The following is a 21,161-nucleotide window of genomic DNA, read 5'->3' as shown; positions in this document are numbered from 1 at the left end:
CCCCGCCGTCCCGGCCGTCGCCGCCCCAGGACACGGCGTGGCCGTGCCGGGCCAGGCGGCGGGCGATCAGGGCCCGCTCGGGGTGGACGGCGAGCAGCCCGTCGAGGTCCGCCCGCTCCGGCGGCACCCAGTGGTGCGTGGCGCCGTCCAGCACCGGCAGCAGCGCCGCCACCTGCCGCAGCGCCTCGGCCGGCCGGACCGCCGGCGCGGCCAGCCGGAGCCGCAGGTACGGCGAACCACCGGCGGCGGGTGCGGCGTCCGACGGCAGCTCCGCCGCCTCGACCCGCCAGCCCAACGGCTCGAACAGCCGCCGCGCCAGCGCGACACCGTCGCCACCGCCCGGGGCGGCGGGCTCCGGCTCACGGTCCGCGCGGACGACCGGCAGCTCGATCTCCAGCGGCAGCGTCTCGTCCGCCGAGGACTCGGACGACTGCCCGAACAGCTGTGGAAACACCGTCCGCAGCACCGCCGCGAACACCGAGGAGGCCGCGTAGGGGCGGTCGCCGAGGTGCGCGTCGGGCACGGCGGGCGGCCGGCCCTTGCCCCGGCGGCCGCGGACCGGCGCCCCCGGGTCGGGTTCCGCCAGCAGGACGGCGGTGCACCGCTCCGCATCGGCCTCGGGGAAGAAGACGTGCGCCTCACCGAACGCGGTCGCGACCCGGTGCACCGCGTCCGGGGGCCGGTGCAGCAGGCGCGCCAGATCGGTGGCCGGGCGTCCTGCGGGGCCGGGCTGACCGGTGGCTCCGGTGGTGGAGATCGACATGAACACCCGTCCGAGTATCGCCCAGCCGCGCCCGACCGACCGCCGGATTTTCCCCGGTGCGTCGAGCCCCGCCGATCTGTCCGGACGGTGAGCGCGTTCGGCAACGGCCACTCCGATTCGTTAACGTGCACGATGTGACTGCTGAATCCACCTCCCCCGTGAGCGGCGCCGTTGCCGCAGGTCTGGCCACCATCGCCGCGGACGGCACCGTCCTCGACACCTGGTACCCGGCCCCCGCGCTGACCGCCGCGCCCGGCCCGGCCGGGACCGTCCTCCTGACCGCCGAGCAGGCCGAGGCCGAGCTGGGCTCCGGTGCCGCCGAGGCACTGCGCGCCGATGCCCGCCGCGGTGTCGAGGTGGTAGCCGTGCGCACCGCCATCGCCTCGCTGGACGAGAAGCCTCTCGACGCGCACGACGCCTACCTGCGTCTGCACCTGCTCAGCCACCGCCTGGTCCAGCCGCACGGCCTGAGCCTGGACGGTCTGTTCGGGCTGCTCGCCAACGTGGCGTGGACCAGCATCGGCCCGGTCCCGGTGGACAAGGTCGAGCAGGCCAGGCTGGCCGTGCGCGCCCAGGGCGGCCAGCTCGCCGTCTACGGGATCGACAAGTTCCCGCGGATGACCGACTACGTCGCCCCCTCCGGTGTGCGCATCGCCCACGCGGACCGCGTCCGCCTCGGCGCGCACCTGGCCGTCGGCACCACCGTGATGCACGAGGGCTTCGTCAACTTCAACGCGGGCACGCTGGGCACCTCGATGGTCGAGGGCCGGATCAGCGCCGGCGTCGTGGTCGGCGACCACAGCGACATCGGCGGCGGCGCCTCGATCATGGGCACGCTGTCGGGCGGCGGCAAGCAGGTCGTCTCCGTCGGCGAGCGCTGCCTGCTCGGCGCCAACGCGGGCATCGGCATCTCGCTCGGCAACGACTGCGTCGTCGAGGCCGGCCTCTACGTCACCGCCGGCACCCGGGTGACCACCCCGGACGGCACCGTGGCCAAGGCCGTCGAGCTGTCCGGCCAGGACAACCTCCTGTTCCGTCGCAACTCCCAGACCGGCGCCGTCGAGGTCATCGCCCGCTCCGGCTCCTGGGGCGGCCTCAACGCCGACCTCCACGCCCACAACTGACCCCACCCGCCCCTGAGGGTCCGGCTCCCGGTGCCGGGGCTCCGAGCCAACGGCTCGGAGCCCCGGCATCTGCTGTTCCGGCAGCCGCCGCTCCGACCGGCCGTCGCCCTGGTCCTCTCCCCGGCGGCCCGCCACGGTGGGGCGGGCCGCCGGGGAACGAAGGCCCTCGGCAGCCCTCCGCGCACCCGGGCGGCCGTAGCCCAGGCCGGTCGGTGGCGGCAAGCCCGGCGTCACCCGGGCGGCTTACCCGCACCGGCGGTTGGACCGCATCGAGTGGTGGCCGGTGACCGCGCGGCGGGGTGTTCGTTGGTTGCAGCGGCGGGGCCGCGTCCGGCCGACCGCCAACCGCTCCACACCGCACCACCGATCCGAAGAGGTCCCCTCATGTCCGAGCCCTGGTCCGAGGCGTCCGCCACCTCGCCGTACCCCACCGCCGACGGGGCGGCGGCGCCGGCCGCCCCGAAGAGCCTGTTGGAGCAGATGCAGGAGTTGCTCGCCTCGGTGACCGCGGACCTCGCCGACCTTCAGGCCATCGGTGCCCGCACCACCTCCCCCGCCACGACCGCTTCCGCCGACGGCGAGGACGGCGGGCTCTCCGCCGCCCGCTGACCCGGCGGATCGAGCCGGAGCACCAGTAACCGCTCCTCGTGCTCCGCCGCCGGTTCGGGGAGCCGTCGGGCACCGTCCGGCCCGAACGGCTCCCCGGACCCGCCCTCCACCGCCCCGCACGGCTCCGCCTCGTACTCCTCGGGCCGCTCGCCCGCCATCTGCCGGACGGTGTCGAGCAGTTGGTCGACCAGCTGGGTGCACTCCGCTCCCGCGTCGACCCCGTCGATGCAGGCCCAGTAGAGGCTCTCGGTGTCGGCCCCGCAGGCCAGCACCACCAGCGTCTCGCCCATGTCCCGCAGCAGGCGGCCGAGTTCGTCGAGCATCGGCCCGAACTCCCCGAGCTCGGTGAGCCTTCGGGCCCGGCCGCCGGGCCCGAAGGCGGACGCCGAGGAGGCGCCCTCCTCCGGATGCTCCAGGCAGCAGGCCGCATGGGTGGCCGCCTCGGCCAGCAGCTGCCCGAGGCCGGAGAGCCCCTCCTCCCCCGATCTGGCGATCCGGGTGGCCACCGCCTCGGTGAGCAGCGCGGCCTGCCGTGCCTCGGCCAGCACGTCGGGGAGGTTCCTGGTCTCCGCCAGGGCGTGCCGGGCGGTCTTGATCAGTCGCAGCGCTTCCACGGCCGGACACCCCTTCCGTCACCCGCGCGGCGCCCTGCCGTGCGGTCACGGTGAGAGGGTGCGACGGGGCGGAGGGGTGACGCATCCGGACTTCGGAAACCTGTGGACAACCCCGGGGCTGTGGACAACTTCCTTCCCCCGCAGGGGTTATGAGCGGCCCTACGGGTTGACTTCCTCGCTCTCGGCGGGGGTCTCGGGGACCGGGAAGCGCAGTTCGTTCCGCTCGATCTTGGCCGCCAGGGCCGTCAGCGGATCGACCCCGACGGCCGTGCAGAACTGGAGCAGGTAGGCGAGCACATCGGCCACCTCGTCCCGGACCCGGTGGGCGCGGTCCGGCTCAGCCATCACGGCGGCCGCCTGCTCGGGGGTGAGCCACTGGAAGATCTCCAGCAGCTCGCCGGCCTCCACGGTCAGGGCCGAGGCGAGGTTCTTGGGGGTGTGGAAGGGCTCCCAGCGGCGGGCCGCGGCGAAGTCCACGAGCCGTTGCCGCAGCTCCTCCAGGGTCGGCCCGGCGGGTTCCGTGTGGTGTTCGTTCACCCGTCCAGGTCTACCGCATCGCCCGCCGTCCGGTCGGCCGCGGGGCCCGGCACCCCGACCTCCGACATCTCCGGCCCCGGCCCCGAGGCCCGCCCCGAGGCCGCCGGCGCGCCGTCGCGCACCGTCTGGACCGGCACCCGCGCCGTCTCCGTCCGCAGCACCGTGAGCCCCGAGCCCGGATCGCGCCGGCACTCCACCACCGCCACCCCGGCCGGCAGTTCGCCCGGCCCGCCCAGGGCGTCCCGGGCCGCGGCCGGCTCCTGGAGCGTGGCGAGCACCCGCAGCTGGTTGCGTCCCGACATGTCGCGGGCGAGCCGCAGCAGCGAGGCGGCCTGGTCCGTGGAGAGCCCGGCGCCGAGGTCCTCCGCCAGCACGGTGAGCTGCCGCTGCGCCCACGGCACCTCGACGGCCACGTCGAGGTCCAGCACACCGGCACCGGTGAGCAGCACGGCGGCGAAGGCGAGGTGGCGGAGCATGCCGTCGGAGGCCTGGTCGGCCCCGGTGCGGCCGAGCACGCCCTCGTCGAACACGGCGAGCACCCGCCGGTCGGCGCCGGTGCCGCGGTGGGCGACGTCGAGGCCGAGCAGCGGGTGCGGGGCGGCGGACTGGACGACGCGCAGCAGCTGTCCGAACCGGCGGCCGCACTCGTTGCCGAGCCGGGCGACGACGGCGGAGATGTTGGCGGCCGAGCTGAGCAGCCTGGCCTGGGGGTGGGGGCGGGCCCAGCCCCGCATCAGGGCGGGCACTGGGCAGACGGGGAAGACCTCGCGGAGCGCGGTGAGCAGTTGTTCGGCGGCCGCGAGGACCTTGCGTTCGCCGGGCGAGGATCCGGCGACGCGCAGCGGGATCTGGGCCGTGACCAGGGTGCCGCTGGGGAAGGGGGCGCGGATGTCGCCCTGCCGGGTGTCGTTGTGCCAGCTGACGTTGACCCGCCGGTGGCGCAGGTCCTGTTCGCCGGTGTCGACGAGGGTCCGGCCGTCGAGGGTGAGCTGTTCCCTGGCGATGCGGACGGGGCCGTCGGTGCGGATGACGACCTCCAGCGTGATCGGCCCGTCCGGGGAGCGGACGGTGCAGCCGAGGATGAGGGCGTCGCGGCCGTGCGGCACGCACCCGGCGAGGCCGCCGCGGACGGGGGCGGCGAGCGGCCCGGTGGTGCCGGGGCGGCCGTCGAGGGAGTCGCCGATCTCCTCGCCGAGGGCGAGTCGGGAGAGCACGGCGAGGGCGTCGAGCGCGTTGGACTTGCCGACGCCGGCGGGGCCGTGCAGCACGGTGAGGGGGGCGAGCGGGAGGGTCGCGCGCCGGTAGGACTTGAAGGAGGTGAGCCGGAGCTCCTCGACGACCGGGCGCCGGGCGGTCGCGGCCGCCGGTCCTGGTTCCGGGGTGCGCTGCTGCGGGTGGGCCGGCACGGCGGGGCGGGTGGCGTCGCGGTTCACCCGTCGGACGTTAGCCTCCGGTCGCGCGGCAGAAACGTGCCTGCCCGGCAGATTCATCCCATCGGGGTGACTCCGGCGCGAGGCCGGGACGCCGGGCGGAACACCGGGCGGTTCGCCCCCGCGCCGGGGCGGCCCGCCGTTTCAGCGCCGGTAGGCGGCGACGGTGACGGACGCCGTCACCTCGACCGGGTCGGGCAGTGCGGCGAGCCGCTCCGCGAGCCGGGCCGGGTCGGTGTGCCAGGCGCTCGGCCCCATGCCGACCACGGTCCGCACGTCCTCGGCGGACAGCCGCATGGTGAACTCGACCTCGCGCCGGCCGGCGGGCGTCAGGTAGGGCCCGAGCTTCTCGTCGATGCGTCGCTGCTTCTCCTCGTCGACCGACAACAGGCCGAGCGCGTCGACGAGTTCGCGCAGGTGCCGGGAGGTGGGCGAGACCAGCAGCAGCGTGCCGCCGGGCCGCAGCACGCGGCGGATCTCGGGTCCGTTGCGCGGGGCGAACACATTGAGGACGAGTCCGGCGGAGGCGTCCAGCAGGGGCAGCGGCCGCCAGGCGTCGCAGACCACGGCACCGATCCGGGGGTGGGCCCTGGCGGCGCGGCGCAGCGCGTACTTGGAGATGTCGAGGGCGGCGCCGGGCCGGCCGGGCAGGGCGTCGAGGACGTGGGCGAGGTAGTGGCCGGTGCCGGCGCCGAGGTCGGCGACCAGCGCCCCGGGACCGTCAACGCCGGGACCGTCAACGCCGTCAGCGGCGCCGGCATCGGCATCGGCGACGGCGACGGCGACGGCCTCGACGGCCTCGACGGCCTCGACGGCCGCCTCCGCGAGCGCGTCGGCGATCGGCCGGTAGTGGCCGGCCGCGAGGAAGTCGCCCCGGGCGGCGACCATGTCGGCGGTGTCCCCGGTGCCGGTGTGGGCGTCGCCCGCGAGCAGGCTGACGTAGCCCTGCTTGGCGAGGTCGTGGCTGTGCCCGCCGGGGCAGCGCAGGGTGCGCCCGTCGAGGGTGAGCGGCCGCGCGCAGTGCGGGCAGGCCAGGTAGGGCTCGATGTCCTGCAGCAAGGGTCCGTCTTCTCTCGCGGCCCGGTCGTGTGCTCGGGCCGGGAGTGCCAGCCTAACCAGCGACGGTGCCCGGTCCCGCATCCGCCGGCGCGGGCGTCGCGGCGTCGGTGCCGGTGTCGGTGCCGTCCGCCCGCGGGCGCGGGACCCCGGACGCCGCCCCGCCGACGCGCAGGGCGAGCGCGGCGAGCGCCTCGGGCGCCCCGGCCTGCCCCCGGATGCCCGGGAACGCGTTGACGTCGACGACGACCGGTTCGCCCGGCCCGTCCAGCAGGTCGACGCCGTAGACGTCGAGGCCGAACACCTCGCCGGCCCGCAGCGCCACGGCGGCCCGGTCGGCGGACAGCTCGGCGGGCCCGAACCCGTCGTCGCCGTCGGGGAGTTCGGTGTGCTCGGGGCCGGCGAGCTCGGAGCGGCGGCGGGTGCAGAACAGCTGCCCGGCGACGACCCACAGCTTCTGGTCCCAGCCGGTGCTCGGCAGGTAGGGCTGAGCGACGACGGGCTCGTCCGGCCACTGCTCGGCGAGGGCGCGCAGCCGGGCCGTGTCGTCGACGCGGGCGACGAGGTCGTGGCGGCGGCTGTGCCGGCTCTTGACGACGAGCGGCAGGACGAGGTCCCCGGCTTCGACCGCCGCGAGCAGTTCGGCGGGGTCGGCGGCGGCGCGGGTGGGTGCGAAGGGCAGTCCGGCCCGCCCGGCGAGTTCGGCCATGGCGAGCCGGTCCTGGCAGAGTTCGGTGGCGGCGACCGGGTTGACGACGGGCACGCCGCGCTCCTCCAGCCCCCGGGCGAGGGCGAGCGCCGCCGGGGTGTGCGCCTTGAGCAGGTAGACGTCCGCGGGCGGGTCGGACGGCCCGGCCTGCCCGTCCGGACCGGCCGTCGGGTCGAGGGCCTCGACGTGGTGACCGCGCGCGGTCAGCAGCGCGGTGGTCGCGGCGAGCACCGGATGGTCCGGGGCGGAGGTGATCAGACCGATCCTCATATCGCGCCGCCGACCGGCGCGGCCCCGATGCCGCCAAGGCCGACACCACCGACGCCGACACCGCCGATGCCACCGACCGCGACACCACCGCCCCCGAGTCCGCTCGCGACGCCGGCCCCCACCGCCGCGCCGCCGCCCTGCGCGGGCATCCGGACCGCGCCGGACCCCAGGCCGACCGCCTCCAGCCCCGAGGCGTCGAGCGCCACCGCGGGAGCCGTGACCGCCGTACCGGTGCGGGCCAGCCGCAGCACCGCCCGCGCCACCCGCGCGACCGCGTCCGGCACCTGCCGGAAGCTCGGGAAGTCGTTGATGTCGACGACCACCGGACCGTCCGGCCCGAGCAGCACGTCGACGCCGTAGAGGTCGAGCCCGAACACCTCGCCGACCTGCGCGGCGATCCGCGCGACCTCGGCGGGCAGCGGCACCTGCCGCTCCCGCACCCCCTGGTCGGGGTTGAGCGGCGAGCACCGCTCGGTCGCGTACAGCTCGCCGTCGACGCAGTACACCTTGAGGTCGGTGCCGGAGTTGGGCACGTAGGGCTGGGCGATCAGCAGTCCCTCGCCGGCCAGCAGCGGGCCGACCTCGGCGAGGTGCCCGGGGTCGCGGACGAGCCGCACGGCCCGCCCGGAGCTGCCGTCCGCGGGCTTGACGACCAGCGGGTACTCGGCCGCGGGGATCTCGGCGAGCCGTTCCCAGCGGGCGGCCGCGTAGGTGACGGGGACGGGCAGCCCCCGGGTGCGGGCGATCACGGAGGCGAGGGCCTTGTCGCGGACGCCGCGGATGGACCGGACGTCGTTGACGGTGGTGAGGCCGACGGCGGCGGCCGCCTCCAGCAGGGTGAGGCCCGGTCCGCCGGAGACGGTCTTGAGCACCCAGGCGTCGTGGCTGCCGGCCCGGACCGCCTCGGAGATCGCCATCAGCGAGTCGCCGGGGCGCAGCACGTCCACCCGGTGCCCCCACGCCGTGAGTTGGCGTACGACGTCGAGCGGCATGCCGTCGTGCCGGTAGTGCTCCTCCACCAGAAAGCAGAGCCTCATGAGCCAGTCATCCCCCTCGCTTCGCCCAGCGCGGACGTCCGCCGTTCACGTCCGGCAGAGCTGTAAAGGCCCCAGGATGCCACGAGGCCCTCACGCAAGATCGCCCGGCCTGTAAGCGTTGGGCAACAATCGCGGTGAAATGCCCGGGCCGAACGGCCGCCGGAGCGCCCCGCGGGTCACGTCGGCGCGGGGCCGGGCGGGACCGGACGGGGCGTCCGGAAATTCCCGGCGGGAACGCGGCGGGCCTGCTTTGATGCACGGCGTGACCTCCCACGATCCCGCATCCACCGCCCCGACCGCCCCCGGCACCACCGCCGACACCGGCACCACCGGCACCACCGGCACCACTGCCGCCTCCGCCGACCCGGCGCGGCCCGACCCGGTCCTCCTCGAAGCGATCGAGCGCTACTACGACGCCGTGCCGCGCGGCTCGGCCCGGGTCGAGGACTTCGGCCCGCTCAGCCTCTTCGTCGCGGAGGGCACCGGCTGGCCGTACTACGCCCGGCCGGCGCTGGGCCACCAGGGTCCGGCCGTCACCGCGGACGACGTCCGCCGGGTGCGGGCCCGCCAGCGCGAGCTGGGACTGCCGGAGGCCTTCGAGTGGGTGGCGGAGCACGACCCGCTGCTGCGCGCCGCCGTGGAGGAGGCGGGGCTGACCGTGCACGAGCACCCGCTGCTGGTGCTCGGCCCGCAGGACGGGCACCCGGCCGAGCCTCTGGACGACCCCCTGGACGGGCACGGGGACGCCGCCGGACCGGACGGTGTGTCGGTGCGGGTGCTGGCCGCCGACGATCCGGCCCTCGCCGAGGCGCTGGCCGTTCCGCACCTGGCGTTCGGCGAGCCGGGCACCGGTGTGGGCAGCGCGGGTCCGGCCGAACTGGCCGTGCGGGCCGAGGCGTTGAGGGCCGACGGGAGCGCGGAGCGACTCGCCGGGCGGATCACCACCGGGAGGACGGCGCTCGCGGCGGCGTTCGGGGACGGCACGGCGCTCTGCGCGGGCCAGCACAACCCGGTCGGCGAGGTCACCGAGGTGGCCGGGGTTGGCACCCTCCCCTCGGCCCGGCGGCGGGGCCTCGCGCTGGCGGTCACCGCGGCCCTGGTCGCGCACGCCCGGGCCGGCGGGGCGCGGACGGTGTTCCTGTCCGCCGCGGACGAGGACGTGGCCCGGATCTACCGCCGGGCGGGCTTCCGCTCCTTCGCGACGGCACTGATCGCCGAACCGGGAGCCGAACCGGACGCCGGGTAGAAGACCGAAGCCGACACCGAAGCCGACACCGAACCGGACACCGGGCCGGCCGCCGGGTCCCACCGGGCCCGCACCGTCCGCCGGGTCCCGCCGCTCACTCCGCGTCGTCGTCGTCCTCGCCGCTGACCTCCTCGTCCTCGGCCTCGTCCACCACCCAGGCGGCCAGCCGGTCCGCCACCCCGGAGACGGTCAGCCGCCCCTCGCGGATGGCCCGGGCGAGGCTGCGCACCTCACGGGCGGTGGTGGCCACCGTGCAGCCGCTGGCCACCAGGTAGGCGTAGGCGACGGCGGTGGCGAACAGCTCGTTGGTCTTCTCCAGCGCCGGGACCCGGATCAGCTGGTGCATGAGGGCGGCGGCGCGGTCCTGCGGCTCGGGGTAGACGGCGATGTCGAAGATCTCGGCCTGGTGCCGGGCGACGGCGGCGAGCAGCGATCCGTAGTCGGTGACCTGCGGGTCACCGGGCGTGTACTGCTCGGCGGTCATGAGCAGCCACGAGAGGTCGACCTCCAGTTTCAACGGCGCACGTCCTGGAGGTCGGCCTCGCCCCGCTGCTCGCCGAACTCGGCCAGGAAGGCCGTCTCGTACTCCTTCATGAACTGCGCGGCCGCGTCGACGAAGACCCGGCCCGCCTCGCCCATGTCCTGCTGGACCAGGCGTTCGATGTACTGGTTCATGCTGATCCCCTGCTGCTCCGCCCGCTCCCGGGCCATCTCCGCGGTGGTGGCGTCCACCCGGACGTTCAGCTGCTTCTTACCCATGCCTTCAAGCTAGCGCCGAAGTGCTAGCACAACAAGGGCTCGCGCATCCCGCCGCACGCCCCGCCGGCGCACACCCGCACGCCCCGCCGGCACGCCCGCCGTACGCCCCTACCGACTACCCGCTCCCCCGTCGTCCGACGCGCCCGGGGCCGCCGGGAGTGAGACTTGAAGAGTTCTTCACGTTCGGAGACTCTGAAGTGCCCTGAGCATTCCCTGGAGCGGCACCGACCGGTTGTGGAGGCCGGCAATGACAGCCATGTTCGACCAGGAGCTGCGCGAGCAGCTCGACCAGGCCCGCAAGGAACTCGCGGCCGCCCGGGCCGAGGGGGACGCCGACGGCGTCCAGGCGTACGAGGGCCGGATCGCCGGGCTGCTGCGGCTCGCCGCCCAGCACGGCGTCGACCTGCCGCACGACGCCCGGGAAGAGGAGCACAACCTGCCCTGAGCCGCCGCACCGGCCCACGAGACGACGGAGGCGGTACCCGCGCGAACGCCGGGTACCGCCTCCGTCATGTCCTGTCCTGTCCTGCCCGTACCCGGCCGCCGGCCGGGCCCGCGGCTACGCGCCCGCGATCGGCTCCAGGATCGCCACGCACTCGAAGTGGTGCGTCATCGGGAACAGGTCGAACGCCCGCAGCGACACCGGACGGTAGCCGCCCTCGCGGAAGAACCCGAGGTCCCGGGCCAGCGCCGCCGGGTCGCACGCCACGTACGCGATCCGGCGGGCACCGAGGCCGGCCAGGTGCGCGACGGTCTCCCGCCCGGCCCCCGCGCGCGGCGGGTCGAGCACGATGAGGTCGGTGGCGGTGATGCCGGTGCGCGGCAGCAGCGCCTCCACCCGGTCGCACTCGATCTGGACGTTCTCCAGCGCGGCCAGGTTGTGCCGGGCGTCGGCCACCGCCTGCTTGCCGGACTCGATGCCGAGCACCGCGCCGTCCTCGCCGACCCGGTCGGCCAGCGCGCCCGCGAACAGGCCCACCCCGCAGTACAGGTCGAGCGCGTTCTCGCCCCACTGCGGGTCCAGGCCGTCCAGGACGGCGTCGACCAGGGTGTCCGGGGCCTCGGGGTGGATCTGCCAGAAGCCGCCGTCGCTGACCCGCCAGGTCCGCCCGGCGGCGCGCTCGCGGACGAAGTTCCGGCCGTGCACCCGGTGGGTGTTGCCCTGGTCGTCGATGCGGCTGATGGAGACCGGCCGGTCCAGCTCGACCAGCGGCAGCTGCGCGCCCGGGGCCGGGGTGAGCACCACCTGGCGGTCGGAGGAGCCGGCGGCGGCGATGACCTCGACCGAGGCGACCCCCGGCCAGTCGTGCGCCTCCACGCCCAGCTCGGTGACGCCCTCGGTGGCGATCAAGCAGCGGTCGATCGGCTGGATGTCGTGCGAGCGGTGCTTGCGCAGCCCGACCTTGCCGGTGGCCGGGTCGACGGCGTACTGGACCCGGCTGCGCCAGGTCGGCACCTGTCCGGCCGGCAGCTTGTCGCCGACCGGCTCGACACTGCCGTCCCAGCCGGCCTCGGCCGGGGTCAGGCCCGCCAGCTTGGCCAGCTGCTCGGTCAGCACCTGCACCTTGAGCTTGCGCTGGCCGCCGGGCGTCACGTGCTGCCAGTCGCAGCCGCCGCACTTGCCCGGCCCGGAGAACGGGCACGGCGGGGCGATCCGCTCCTTGGCGGGCTCCAGCACCTCGACCGCGTCGGCACGCAGGAAGCGCGAGGAGGAGGTGCCCTCGGTGACCTGGGCGATCACCCGCTCGCCCGGCAGCGTGTGCCGGACGAACAGCACCCGGCCCTCGTGCCGGGCCACGCAGTGCCCGCCGCCGTGGGCGACCGGGCCGACCTCGACCTCGTAGCGCTCGCCGATCAGCGAGTCGCCGGCGGGCACCTTGGGCGCGGACTCGGCCCGGGGCGCGCGGGCGGTGGAGCGCAGCGCGCGGGGCGGGCGCACGGCCTGCTTGCGCGGGCGCGCGCCGTCCTTCGACCGGTCGCCCGGCTGCCCCTGCCGGTCGGAACGGTCCGAACGAACCGAACGACCGGAACCGTCCGAACGGCCGTCACGCTCGCCGCGCGGCGCACGCTCGGTGCGCCCGGCCTTCTCCGGCCGGCCCGCACGCTCGGCGCGCTCGGGACGCTCAGTGCGCTCCGGGGCACGCTCCGGAGCGCGCTCCTCCGGCGCGAGCGGCGCCGTCCGCGCGGTGAATCCGTCGCGGTCGGTCGCCTCCGGCCGCTGCGGCTTGCCCCAGCGGGGCCGGGCGACCTGCCCCGGCTTGCCGGACGAACCGCCCTTGCGGGCACCCTTGCCGGAGGAGCCGTTGGAACGAGACGGGGTGTTGCGGGTCACTGGGAGGAGTCCTTCTTGCCGCTGTCAGCCGACCCGGCGGGCTTCGCCGAGACTTCCGACTTTACGGCCTTCGGCGCCCGGGGCTCACCACGTCGCACCGCGCCCGGCGCCGACCAGGCCTTCTGCGGCTTGCGCCGCTCGGACGACTCCAGCTGCCACGGCACCGAGGTGACCATCACGCCCGGCTTGAACAGCAGCCGGCCCTTCAGCCGCAGCGCGCTCTGGTTGTGCAGCAGGTGCTCGTACCAGTGGCCGACCACGTACTCCGGGATGTAGACCGAGACCACGTCGCGCGGGCTGCTGCGGCGCAGGTTCTTCACGTAGTCCAGCACCGGCGCGGTGATCTCCCGGTACGGCGAGTCCAGGACCTTCAGCGGCACCTCGATACCGCGCTCGTCCCACTCCGCGCGCAGCGCCGCGGTGTCCGCCGGATCGACGTTCACGGTCACCGCCTCCAGGGTGTGCGCCCGGGCGAGCCGCGCGTACGCCAGCGCGCGCAGCGCCGGCTTGTGCAGCTTGGAGACCAGGACGATGGCGTGCACCCGGGTGGGCAGCACCACGTCGTCCGGCTCCTCGGCGGCGACCAGCTCAGCCGACACCCGGTCGTAGTGCCGGCGGATCGCCTTCATCATCACGAACAGCACGACCATCGCCGCGATCGCGATCCAGGCGTGGCTGATCTTGGTGGCGAGCACCACGATCAGCACGGCCATGGTCATCACCAGGCCGAAGGTGTTGATCGCCCGGCTGCGCTGCATGTGGCGGCGCTTGGCCGGGTCGGTCTCGGTGCGCAGGTGCCTGGTCCAGTGCCGGATCATGCCGGACTGGCTCATGTTGAACGACACGAAGACGCCGACGATGTAGAGCTGGATCAGCCTGGTCGGGTCCGCGTCGAAGGCGATGATGAACAGGATCGCGGCCAGCGCCAGCAGGATGATGCCGTTGGAGAAGGCCAGCCGGTCGCCGCGGGTGTGCAGCTGGCGCGGCAGGTAGCGGTCCTGCGCCAGGATCGAGCCCAGCACCGGGAAGCCGTTGAACGCGGTGTTCGCGGCCAGCACCAGGATCAGACCGGTCACGGCGGCGACGAAGTAGAAGCCCGGCGTGAAGTTGGAGAACACGGCCTCGCTGATCTGCGCCAGCGCGGTCTTCTGGTGGTAGTCGCCGGGCACGCCGACCAGCTGCTCGGCGGGCTGCTCGGCCATCTGGACGCCGGTCAGCCGGGCCAGCCAGATGATGCCCATGAACATCACGACCGCGATGCTGGCCATCATCAGCAGCGTGGTCGCCGCGTTCTTGCTCTTCGGCTTGCGGAACGCGGGCACGCCGTTGGAGATCGCCTCCACGCCGGTCAGCGCCGCACAGCCCGAGGAGAACGCCTTGAGCAGCAGGAACACCATGGCGAAGCCCGCCAGGGACTCGTTCCCCGGGGTCGCCTGCAGATGGAAGCCGGCGCTCTCGGCGGGCATGTCCTGCCCCAGGCCGAAGTGCCGGACCACGCCGTACACCACCATGCCGATCACGCCAACCATGAAGGCGTAGGTCGGCACGGCGAAGGCCGAACCGGACTCCCGGACGCCGCGCAGGTTCATGCCCATCAGCACGATGACCACGACGACCGACAGGGTCAGCTCGTGGCCGCGCAGGGCCGGCACCGCCGACACCACGTTGGCCACGCCCGAGGTGGTGGAGACCGCGACGGTCAGGATGTAGTCGACCATCAGCGCGCTCGCGACCACCAGGCCGGAGTTGGGGCCGTGGTTCACGGTGGCGACCTCGTAGTCACCGCCGCCACTCGGGTAGGCATGCACGTTCTGCCGGTACGAGGCCACCACGGCGAGCATGACGATGGCGACGACGACGCCGATCTGCCACGAGAAGTGGATGGCCGAGGCACCCGCCAGGGAGAGTGTCAGCAGGATCTCCTCGGGCGCGTACGCGACCGAGGAGAGCGCGTCCGAGGCGAAGACGGGCAGCGCGATGCGCTTGGGGAGCAGAGTCTCCCCCAGCTTGTCGCTGCGCAACGCACGCCCGATCAGGATGCGTTTCGGTAGGTCAGTCGGCATAGGCACGTTAAGGAATCGTAGGGGTAGTCGACGCCGGGGTCCGAAGGGCCACCCCCTTGCCGCCCGTCGGGGTGCCCCTTCGTCGCGACTGTGTTCGGTGGACCGGCTAGCGTGTCGGATACGAGCAGGGCGGCAACACTCAGGTTGTCGTACCGAGCCCCACGAGGACGCCCACCCCGGACACCGGGGCGGGGAAACGGAGATTGAGCGGTGTTTGCGCAGGTCATGGCCCCAACGGGACGGGTGAGGTAGCGCCGGTGCACATCGTCATCATGGGCTGCGGCCGGGTGGGCTCCGCGCTCGCCCGCGCACTGGAGAAACAGGGCCACTCGGTGGCCGTGGTCGACCAGGACCCGACGTCGTTCCGCCGGCTGGGTGCCGGATTCAACGGACGCCGGGTGACCGGGGTCGGCTTCGACCAGGACACCCTGAAGGAGGCGGGGATCGAGGAGGCCGGCGCCTTCGCCGCCGTCTCCAGCGGTGACAACTCCAACATCATCGCCGCCCGGGTGGCCCGCGAGAACTTCGGTGTGGAGAACGTCGCGGCCCGGATCTACGACCCCCGCCGCGCCGAGGTCTACCAGCGCCTGGGCATCCCGACCGTCGCCACCGTCCGCTGGACGGCGGACCAGATGCTGCGCCGGCTGCTGCCGAGCGGCTCCGAGCCGCTCTGGCAGGACCCGAGCGGCGCCGTCCAGCTCGCCGAGGTCGCCTACAACCCGGAGTGGGTCGGCCACCGGCTGAGCGAGCTGGAGGAAGCGTCCGGCACCCGGGTCGCGTTCCTCACCCGGCTCGGCGAGGGCGTGCTGCCCTCGTCCCAGATGGTGGTTCAGGAGGGCGACCTGGTGCACGTGATGCTGCGCCGCGCCGACCTGACGACGGTCGAGGCCGCGTTCGCGCGGGGCCCGGAGAAGGAGGGCCACTGATGCGAGTCGCCATTGCCGGAGCCGGCGCCGTCGGCCGCTCGATCGCGGGCGAGCTGCTGGAGAACGGCCACGAGGTCCTGCTGATCGACAAGAACCCGAACTCCATCTCGGTGGAGCGGGTGCCCATGGCGGAGTGGCTGCTGGCCGACGCCTGCGAGATCACCTCGCTCGACGAGGCGGCGCTGCAGCGCTGCCACGTGGTGATCGCCGCGACCGGCGACGACAAGGTCAACCTGGTCGTCTCGCTGCTCGCGAAGACCGAGTACGGCGTGCCCCGGGTGGTCGCCCGGGTGAACAACCCGAAGAACGAGTGGCTCTTCAACGAGTCCTGGGGCGTGGACGTCGCCGTCTCCACCCCGCGCCTGATGTCCGCCCTGGTCGAGGAGGCCGTCAGCGTCGGCGACCTGGTCCGGCTGATGCGCTTCAGCCAGGGCAACGCCAACCTGGTCGAGCTGACCCTCGCCTCCGACACCGAGCTGGTCGGCACCCGGGTCGGCGACGTGGCGTGGCCGCAGGACACCGCCCTGGTGACGATCATCCGCGAGGGCCGGGTCCTGGTACCGGGCAAGGACGACACCCTGGAGGGCGGCGACGAGCTGCTCTTCGTGGCCGCCCAGGAGCGCGAGGAGGAGCTGGAGGACCTGCTCTCCAGCTCCCCGGGCGCCAAGTAGAACTACCCGTACGGGCAACGGCCGGGGGCCCGCACTCCTCGTGAGTGCGGGCCCCCGGCCGTTACCGCCCTGCGTCCCGGCCTGGTCAGTGCCCCCGGGTCGGACCGCCCGCGGAGTGCTCGTGGCCGGGCTGCTCCTGCCCCGGCTCCTCGTCCAGCTGCGCCTTGATCGGCGGCGGCGCCTTCAGCAGGATCTGCCAGGTCACGTACATCGCCAGCAGCAGCGGCGGGATGCCCAGGGCGACCTTGAGCCAGCCCAGCAGGTTGACGTTGTGGGTGAAGTACAGCGGGAAGAGGATCAGCGGCTTGATGCCCATGATCACCACCCAGGCCCAGGTGGCCTTGGTGTAGGCGGCCAGCCGGCCCGGGTTCTCCTTGCGCCAGGTGAACATCTCGCCGGTCACCGGGCCGAGCATGATGCCGATCAGCGGCCAGCGGACCAGCGCCGACACCGCCAGGCCCACGCAGTAGCCGACGTTCCAGAGCAGACCGGGCAGGTAGAAGTTCTCCGCCTTGCCGGTCTTCATCGAGATCCAGGCACCGATCGCGACGCCGAACACCCCGCTGAAGGCGTGCTGGACGGTCTCCCGCTTCAGCAGCCGCGCCACCACGAACAGCGCACTCAGGGCCAGCGCCGCCCAGGCGGCCGCCGGCACCTTGTGGGTGATGTTGTACGTGACGATGAAGACCAGACCGGGCAGGGTCATGTCGATCATGCCCCGGACCCCGCCGAACGCCTTCATCACGGTGTCGGCGGCCTCCCGCGAGGCCTGCGCCTGCCGGGCGGCCTCGTCGGCGTCGATCTCCACCACGCCGAGCTGGGCGGCGGAATCGCCGCCGGACTGCTTGCTCACGCTCATTCGCTCCCGTGTCCGACCGGACGCAGCTCGTAGCGGGGGTTGAACAGCACCCGCCGACCGCGCGCATGACTGATCCGGCCGCTGGCGACCAGACGGCGCCCCGGCTCGATGCCCATGATGGAACGGCGCCCGAGCCAGACCACGTCCAGCGCCTCGGTGCCGTCGAAGAGCTCCGCCTCCAGGGCCGGCACACCGGCCCTCGGGCGCAGCGTCACGGTCCGCAGGGTGCCCGCGACGGTGACCAGTTCCCGGTCCCCGCAGCTGGCGATCGGGGTACAGCCCGACTCCGCCGCGATCTCCTGCCGCAGCTCCTCGGCCTGGAGCTCCTCCGCGGAGGAGGTCAGCCGGCTGAGCATGCGGCGGAAGCGCCCCTGCGGCTGGCCGCTGCTGTTGTCACCACTCATGCCGGAAGGGTACCGGTTCCGGGGCCCCCGGCGGCAGGTCGCGCAAGCCGCCCGGGGCCCTGGCGGGGCTCCCCCGGGCGTCCCGCGGCGGCCGTCGGACGCACCCGGACCGCCGCCCGCTCACGCCTCGAAGCGGTAGCCCATCCCCGGCTCGGTGATGAAGTGGCGCGGGTGGGAGGGGTCCCGTTCGAGCTTGCGCCGCAGCTGGGCGAGGTACACCCGCAGATAGTTCGTCTCGGTGCGGTAGGCCGGTCCCCACACCTCCTGGAGCAGCTGGGTCTGGCTGACCAGACGGCCCGCGTTGCGGACCAGGACCTCCAGCAGATGCCACTCGGTCGGGGTAAGGCGGATGTCGCCGCCGTCCCGGTTGACCTTCTTCGCCGCCAGGTCGACGGTGAAGCTCTCGGTGACCACCACCGAGTCGTCCTCCCCCGCGACCGGCTCGGCCCGGCGGACGGCGGCGCGCATCCGGGCGAGCAGCTCGTCCATGCCGAAGGGCTTGGTGACGTAGTCGTCGGCGCCCGCGTCCAGCGCCTCGACCTTCTCGTCGGAGGCGTGCCGGGCCGAGAGCACGATGATCGGCACCCGGGTCCAGCCGCGCAGGCCCCTGATCACCTCGACCCCGTCCATGTCGGGCAGGCCGAGGTCCAGCACGACCACGTCGGGATGGCGGGCGGCGGCGAGCTCCAGGGCGCTCGCGCCGTCGTGCGCCGCGTCGACCTCGTACTTGCGGGCCTTGAGGTTGATCACCAGCGCGCGGACGATCTGCGGTTCGTCGTCCACGACGAGGACCCGGGTCATGCGGGCTCCGCCTTTCGGGGCTGTCGGATCTGTCGGATCTGTCGGATCGGGAGGTGGTCGTCGGGCGAGCGGTCGCTCGGGGCCGGGTCGTTCGGAGGGAGCCGTCCGGCAGCGGACGCTCCCGGGGCGGCGGCGGTCATGCGGGAGCCGCGGGGAGCTCGGGCCCCGGCGCGTCCCCCGGCCCGGGCACACGCTCGGCGGCCGGCAGGGTGACCACCATGGTCAGCCCGCCGCCCGGGGTGTCCTCGGCGGTCACGGAGCCGTCCATCGCCTCCACGAAGCCCCGCGCCACCGCGAGCCCGAGCCCCACCCCGGCCCCGCGCGGAGCGTCGCCGTATCGCTGGAAGGGCGCGAAGATCCGCTCCTTGGCGTCCTCCGGCACCCCCGGCCCCCGGTCCACGATCCGCAGCTCGACCCGGCCCGGCTCGCCCGGCGGCCGCAGGGCACCGGCCTTGACCAGCACCTTCACCCCGTCCGGGCTGTACTTCACGGCGTTCTCGATCAGATTGGCGAGCGAGCGCTCCAGCAGCCCGCCGTCCGCCCGGATCATCGGCAGGGTCTCCGGCACGTCCAGCCGGACGGCGCCCGGCGGGACACCGCCCAGCGCGAACGGCACCACCTCGTCCAGATCGGTCTCCTGGATGAGCGGGGTGACCGTGCCGGTCTGGAGCCGGCTCATGTCGAGCAGATTGTTGATCAGGTGGTCCAGCCGGTCCGCCCCCGCCTCGATCCCGGCCAGCAGCTCCGCCTCGTCCGCCTCGTCCCACTCCACGTCCTCCGAGCGGAGCGAGCTCACCGAGGCCTTGATCCCGGCCAGCGGGGTCCGCAGATCGTGCGAGACCGCCGCCAGCAGCGCGGTCCGGATCCGGTTGCCCTCCGCCTCGCGGCGCGCGGCCGCCGCCTCCCCCGCCAGCCGGCGCCGCTCCAGCACCACGGCCGCCTGGGCCGCGAACGCCCCGAGCAGCCGCCGGTCCTCGCCGGGCAGCACCCGGCCCCGCAGCGCCAGGGCCAGGTTCTCCCCGACCGGCACGTCGACGTCGGCCGTCTCCGGCCGCTCCGGCGGACGCGGGCCCGCCGCCGCCACCGGATGCCATGCCCCGAGCGGGTCGGGCCGCTCCAGCAGCACCGCCGCTTCCTGCTGGAAGGTCTCCCGGACCTGCTCCAGCAGCGCGGTCAGCACCCCGTCCCCGCTGGGCGCCCCGCGCAGGACCGTGCCCGCCAGCGCGCTGAGCGTCTGCGCCTCGGTCTGGCTGCGGGCCGCCTGATGGGTCCGCCGGGCCGCCAGGTCGACCACCGAGGCCACCGCGATGCCGACGGCGGTGAATATCGCCACCGCCAGGATGTTCTGCGGCTCGTCGATCGTGAAGGTGTGGATCGGTGGAGCGAAGTAGTAGTTCAGCGCCGAGGAGCTGACCAGCGCCGAGGCCACCGCCGGGTACAGCCCGCCGACCAGTGCCGCGCCCACCGTCAGCGACAGGAACAGCAGCATGTCCGTGGTCAGGCCGAGACCGTCCACATTGATCAGCAGCAGCGCCAGCAGCGGCGGACCCGCCACCCCGATCAGCCAGCCCGCGACCGTCCGCGTCCGGCCGAGATCGGTCACCCGGCGGATCGGGATGCGACCCCGGCCCTTCGCCTCGTGCTCGTGCGTGACGATGTGCACATCGATGTCGCCCGACTCCCGGGTCACCGTGCCGCTCACACCGGGCCCGTAGACGTACTGCCAGGCCGGACGGCGGCTGGTGCCCAGCACGATCTGGGTCGCGTTCACCCCGCGCGCGAACTCCAGCAGTCCGGCGGCCGGATCGTCCCCCAGCACCGCGTGGTACGAACCGCCCAGGCCCTCCACCAGCGCCCGCTGCTCGATCAGCGTCTGCGAGGACCCCGAGCCGGAACCGGCCAGCCCGTCCGAGCGGGAGATGTGCACGGCCAGCAGCTCACCGCCGGACCCGCGGGCCGCGATCCGGGCCGCCCGGCGGATCAGCGTGGCACCCTCCGGACCACCCGTCAGACCGACCACGATCCGCTCGCGCGCCTGCCAGGTGCCCTTGATCCCCTGCTCGGCCCGGTACTTCTGCAGGTACTCGTCGACCCGGTCGGCCGTCCACAGCAGCGCCAGCTCCCGCAGCGCCGTCAGGTTCCCCGGCCGGAAGTAGTTGGCGAGCGCCGCGTCGACCTTCTCCGGCGCGTACACATTGCCGTGCGCGAGCCGGCGGCGGAGCGCCTGCGGCGACATGTCGACCAGCTCGATCTGGTCCGCCCGGCGCACCACCTCGTCCGGCACGGTCTCCCGCTGCCGCACCCCGGTGATGCCCTCGACCACGTCCCCGAGCGACTCCAGGTGCTGGATGTTCACCGTCGAGATGACATCGATCCCGGCCGCGAGCAGCTCCTCGACGTCCTGCCAGCGCTTCTCGTTCCGGCACCCCGGCACATTGGTGTGCGCCAGCTCGTCCACCAGCGCCACCTGCGGCCGGCGCGCCAGCAGCGCGTCCAGGTCCAGTTCCGTGAACACGGCCCCGCGGTGCGTCAGCTCCCGCCGCGGCACCAGTTCCAGACCCGCCACCTGTGCTGCCGTGTGCCGGCGCCCGTGGTCCTCGACGAACGCCACCACGACGTCCGTGCCGCGCTCCAGCCGCCGGTGCGCCTCCGCGAGCATGGCGTACGTCTTGCCGACCCCGGGGGCCGCCCCGAGGTAGATCCGTAGCCTGCCGCGTCCCATGTGCACCATTCTTGATCCGGCCGAAGCTGGCGGCCATCCCGGACACCAGTTCCCTTCGCCTTCGAGACTACGGCGAAGACGTCGCTTTGCCAGCGATCGGGGCCTTGAGCTGGGAGTTTTAGCGCCATTTTGATGGGGGTCCGGAGGCCGCAGCGCCCACCGGGGCAGAGCCCGGGGCACCGCCGGCCGGACGGGGTTGGGCTGGGGTGGGCTGGGCTGGGCTGGGCTG

General features: G+C 74.2%; 20 protein-coding genes and 1 pseudogene. 6 read left to right on the top strand and 15 right to left on the bottom strand.

What is annotated here, in order from left to right; genetic code table 11:
- Window positions 1-763 (bottom strand): annotated as a pseudogene (locus BI06_RS50925) (hypothetical protein); the annotation flags it as partial.
- 134 nt (window positions 764-897) lie between these two features.
- Between BI06_RS50925 and dapD the strand changes: the two are divergent.
- Window positions 898-1,887 (top strand): 2,3,4,5-tetrahydropyridine-2,6-dicarboxylate N-succinyltransferase, encoded by a 990-nt coding sequence (dapD, locus tag BI06_RS19435; RefSeq protein WP_030397372.1) that lies wholly within the window; start codon window positions 898-900, stop codon window positions 1,885-1,887.
- Between the two features lie 384 nt (window positions 1,888-2,271).
- Window positions 2,272-2,496, top strand: coding sequence for a hypothetical protein (locus tag BI06_RS48205; protein WP_107113370.1), 225 nt, complete (start codon window positions 2,272-2,274; stop codon window positions 2,494-2,496).
- Here the strand turns inward: BI06_RS48205 and BI06_RS19430 are convergent.
- The 6 genes from BI06_RS19430 to BI06_RS19405 form a co-directional block, all read right to left on the bottom strand.
- A complete protein-coding gene (locus BI06_RS19430; protein WP_051741425.1) occupies window positions 2,412-3,110 on the bottom strand; it encodes a DUF6099 family protein in 699 nt (232 codons plus the stop codon). The two genes, BI06_RS48205 and BI06_RS19430, sit on opposite strands and share 85 nt — an antisense overlap.
- Before the next feature lie 159 nt (window positions 3,111-3,269).
- On the bottom strand, window positions 3,270-3,647 hold the full coding sequence (locus BI06_RS19425) for a nucleotide pyrophosphohydrolase (RefSeq protein ID WP_030397370.1): 378 nt from the start codon (window positions 3,645-3,647) through the stop codon (window positions 3,270-3,272).
- Window positions 3,644-5,080, bottom strand: coding sequence for an AAA family ATPase (locus tag BI06_RS19420; RefSeq protein ID WP_051741423.1), 1,437 nt, complete (start codon window positions 5,078-5,080; stop codon window positions 3,644-3,646). The genes BI06_RS19425 and BI06_RS19420 overlap by 4 nt, the downstream gene beginning before the upstream one ends.
- Before the next feature lie 141 nt (window positions 5,081-5,221).
- A complete protein-coding gene (locus BI06_RS19415) occupies window positions 5,222-6,136 on the bottom strand; it encodes a putative RNA methyltransferase (RefSeq protein WP_043470060.1) in 915 nt (304 codons plus the stop codon).
- A 52-nt stretch (window positions 6,137-6,188) separates the two neighbouring features.
- Window positions 6,189-7,112 carry a RimK family alpha-L-glutamate ligase gene (locus BI06_RS19410; protein WP_043470058.1) on the bottom strand — a complete coding sequence of 308 codons (924 nt, stop codon included), beginning with the start codon at window positions 7,110-7,112 and terminating at the stop codon, window positions 6,189-6,191.
- Complete coding sequence (locus BI06_RS19405) at window positions 7,109-8,149, bottom strand: RimK family alpha-L-glutamate ligase (RefSeq protein ID WP_078880532.1); 1,041 nt, start codon at window positions 8,147-8,149, stop codon at window positions 7,109-7,111. The genes BI06_RS19410 and BI06_RS19405 overlap by 4 nt, the downstream gene beginning before the upstream one ends.
- Window positions 8,150-8,546: 397 nt before the next feature.
- On the opposite strand from BI06_RS19405, the gene BI06_RS19400 reads away from it, so the two are divergent.
- On the top strand, window positions 8,547-9,395 hold the full coding sequence (locus BI06_RS19400) for a GNAT family N-acetyltransferase (RefSeq protein ID WP_043470511.1): 849 nt from the start codon (window positions 8,547-8,549) through the stop codon (window positions 9,393-9,395).
- A gap of 94 nt (window positions 9,396-9,489) precedes the next feature.
- Here BI06_RS19400 and BI06_RS19395 read toward each other — a convergent pair whose 3' ends face one another.
- Window positions 9,490-9,912 (bottom strand): hypothetical protein, encoded by a 423-nt coding sequence (locus BI06_RS19395; RefSeq protein ID WP_037782157.1) that lies wholly within the window; start codon window positions 9,910-9,912, stop codon window positions 9,490-9,492.
- Window positions 9,909-10,154, bottom strand: a complete 246-nt coding sequence (locus BI06_RS19390; RefSeq protein WP_030397363.1) for a toxin-antitoxin system HicB family antitoxin — start codon at window positions 10,152-10,154, stop codon at window positions 9,909-9,911. Before BI06_RS19390 ends, BI06_RS19395 begins: the two co-directional genes overlap by 4 nt.
- Before the next feature lie 247 nt (window positions 10,155-10,401).
- Here BI06_RS19390 and BI06_RS19385 point away from each other — a divergent pair, with 247 nt between their 5' ends.
- Window positions 10,402-10,599: a hypothetical protein gene (locus tag BI06_RS19385; protein ID WP_149030414.1), complete on the top strand. Its 198-nt coding sequence runs from the start codon at window positions 10,402-10,404 to the stop codon at window positions 10,597-10,599.
- A gap of 114 nt (window positions 10,600-10,713) precedes the next feature.
- On the opposite strand, the gene BI06_RS19380 is transcribed toward BI06_RS19385, so the two are convergent.
- Window positions 10,714-12,030: a class I SAM-dependent RNA methyltransferase gene (locus BI06_RS19380; protein WP_030397361.1), complete on the bottom strand. Its 1,317-nt coding sequence runs from the start codon at window positions 12,028-12,030 to the stop codon at window positions 10,714-10,716.
- Between the two features lie 452 nt (window positions 12,031-12,482).
- Window positions 12,483-14,555: an APC family permease gene (locus BI06_RS19375; protein ID WP_094745709.1), complete on the bottom strand. Its 2,073-nt coding sequence runs from the start codon at window positions 14,553-14,555 to the stop codon at window positions 12,483-12,485.
- Between the two features lie 251 nt (window positions 14,556-14,806).
- Between BI06_RS19375 and BI06_RS19370 the strand changes: the two genes are divergently transcribed.
- Both BI06_RS19370 and BI06_RS19365 read left to right on the top strand, forming a co-directional pair.
- Window positions 14,807-15,475 (top strand): TrkA family potassium uptake protein, encoded by a 669-nt coding sequence (locus BI06_RS19370; RefSeq protein WP_030397359.1) that lies wholly within the window; start codon window positions 14,807-14,809, stop codon window positions 15,473-15,475.
- A complete protein-coding gene (locus BI06_RS19365) occupies window positions 15,475-16,146 on the top strand; it encodes a TrkA family potassium uptake protein (protein WP_030397358.1) in 672 nt (223 codons plus the stop codon). The genes BI06_RS19370 and BI06_RS19365 overlap by 1 nt, the downstream gene beginning before the upstream one ends.
- 85 nt (window positions 16,147-16,231) lie before the next feature.
- Here the strand turns inward: BI06_RS19365 and BI06_RS19360 are convergent, their stop codons facing one another.
- The 4 genes from BI06_RS19360 to BI06_RS19345 form a co-directional block, all read right to left on the bottom strand.
- Window positions 16,232-16,999 (bottom strand): DUF3159 domain-containing protein, encoded by a 768-nt coding sequence (locus tag BI06_RS19360; RefSeq protein ID WP_233290224.1) that lies wholly within the window; start codon window positions 16,997-16,999, stop codon window positions 16,232-16,234.
- Between the two features lie 2 nt (window positions 17,000-17,001).
- A complete protein-coding gene (locus BI06_RS19355; protein WP_030397356.1) occupies window positions 17,002-17,409 on the bottom strand; it encodes an OB-fold nucleic acid binding domain-containing protein in 408 nt (135 codons plus the stop codon).
- Window positions 17,410-17,529: 120 nt separating this feature from the next.
- A complete protein-coding gene (locus BI06_RS19350; protein WP_030397355.1) occupies window positions 17,530-18,210 on the bottom strand; it encodes a response regulator in 681 nt (226 codons plus the stop codon).
- A gap of 136 nt (window positions 18,211-18,346) precedes the next feature.
- Entirely contained in the window at window positions 18,347-20,932 is a 2,586-nt protein-coding gene (locus tag BI06_RS19345; protein ID WP_043470505.1) for a sensor histidine kinase KdpD, read from the bottom strand.
- Window positions 20,933-21,161: the final 229 nt, after the last annotated feature.

Origin of the sequence: Kitasatospora sp. MBT66 (assembly GCF_000710405.2) — a bacterium.
GTDB lineage: Bacteria > Actinomycetota > Actinomycetes > Streptomycetales > Streptomycetaceae > Kitasatospora > Kitasatospora purpeofusca.
This window is presented reverse-complemented; position numbering and strand designations above follow the sequence as displayed.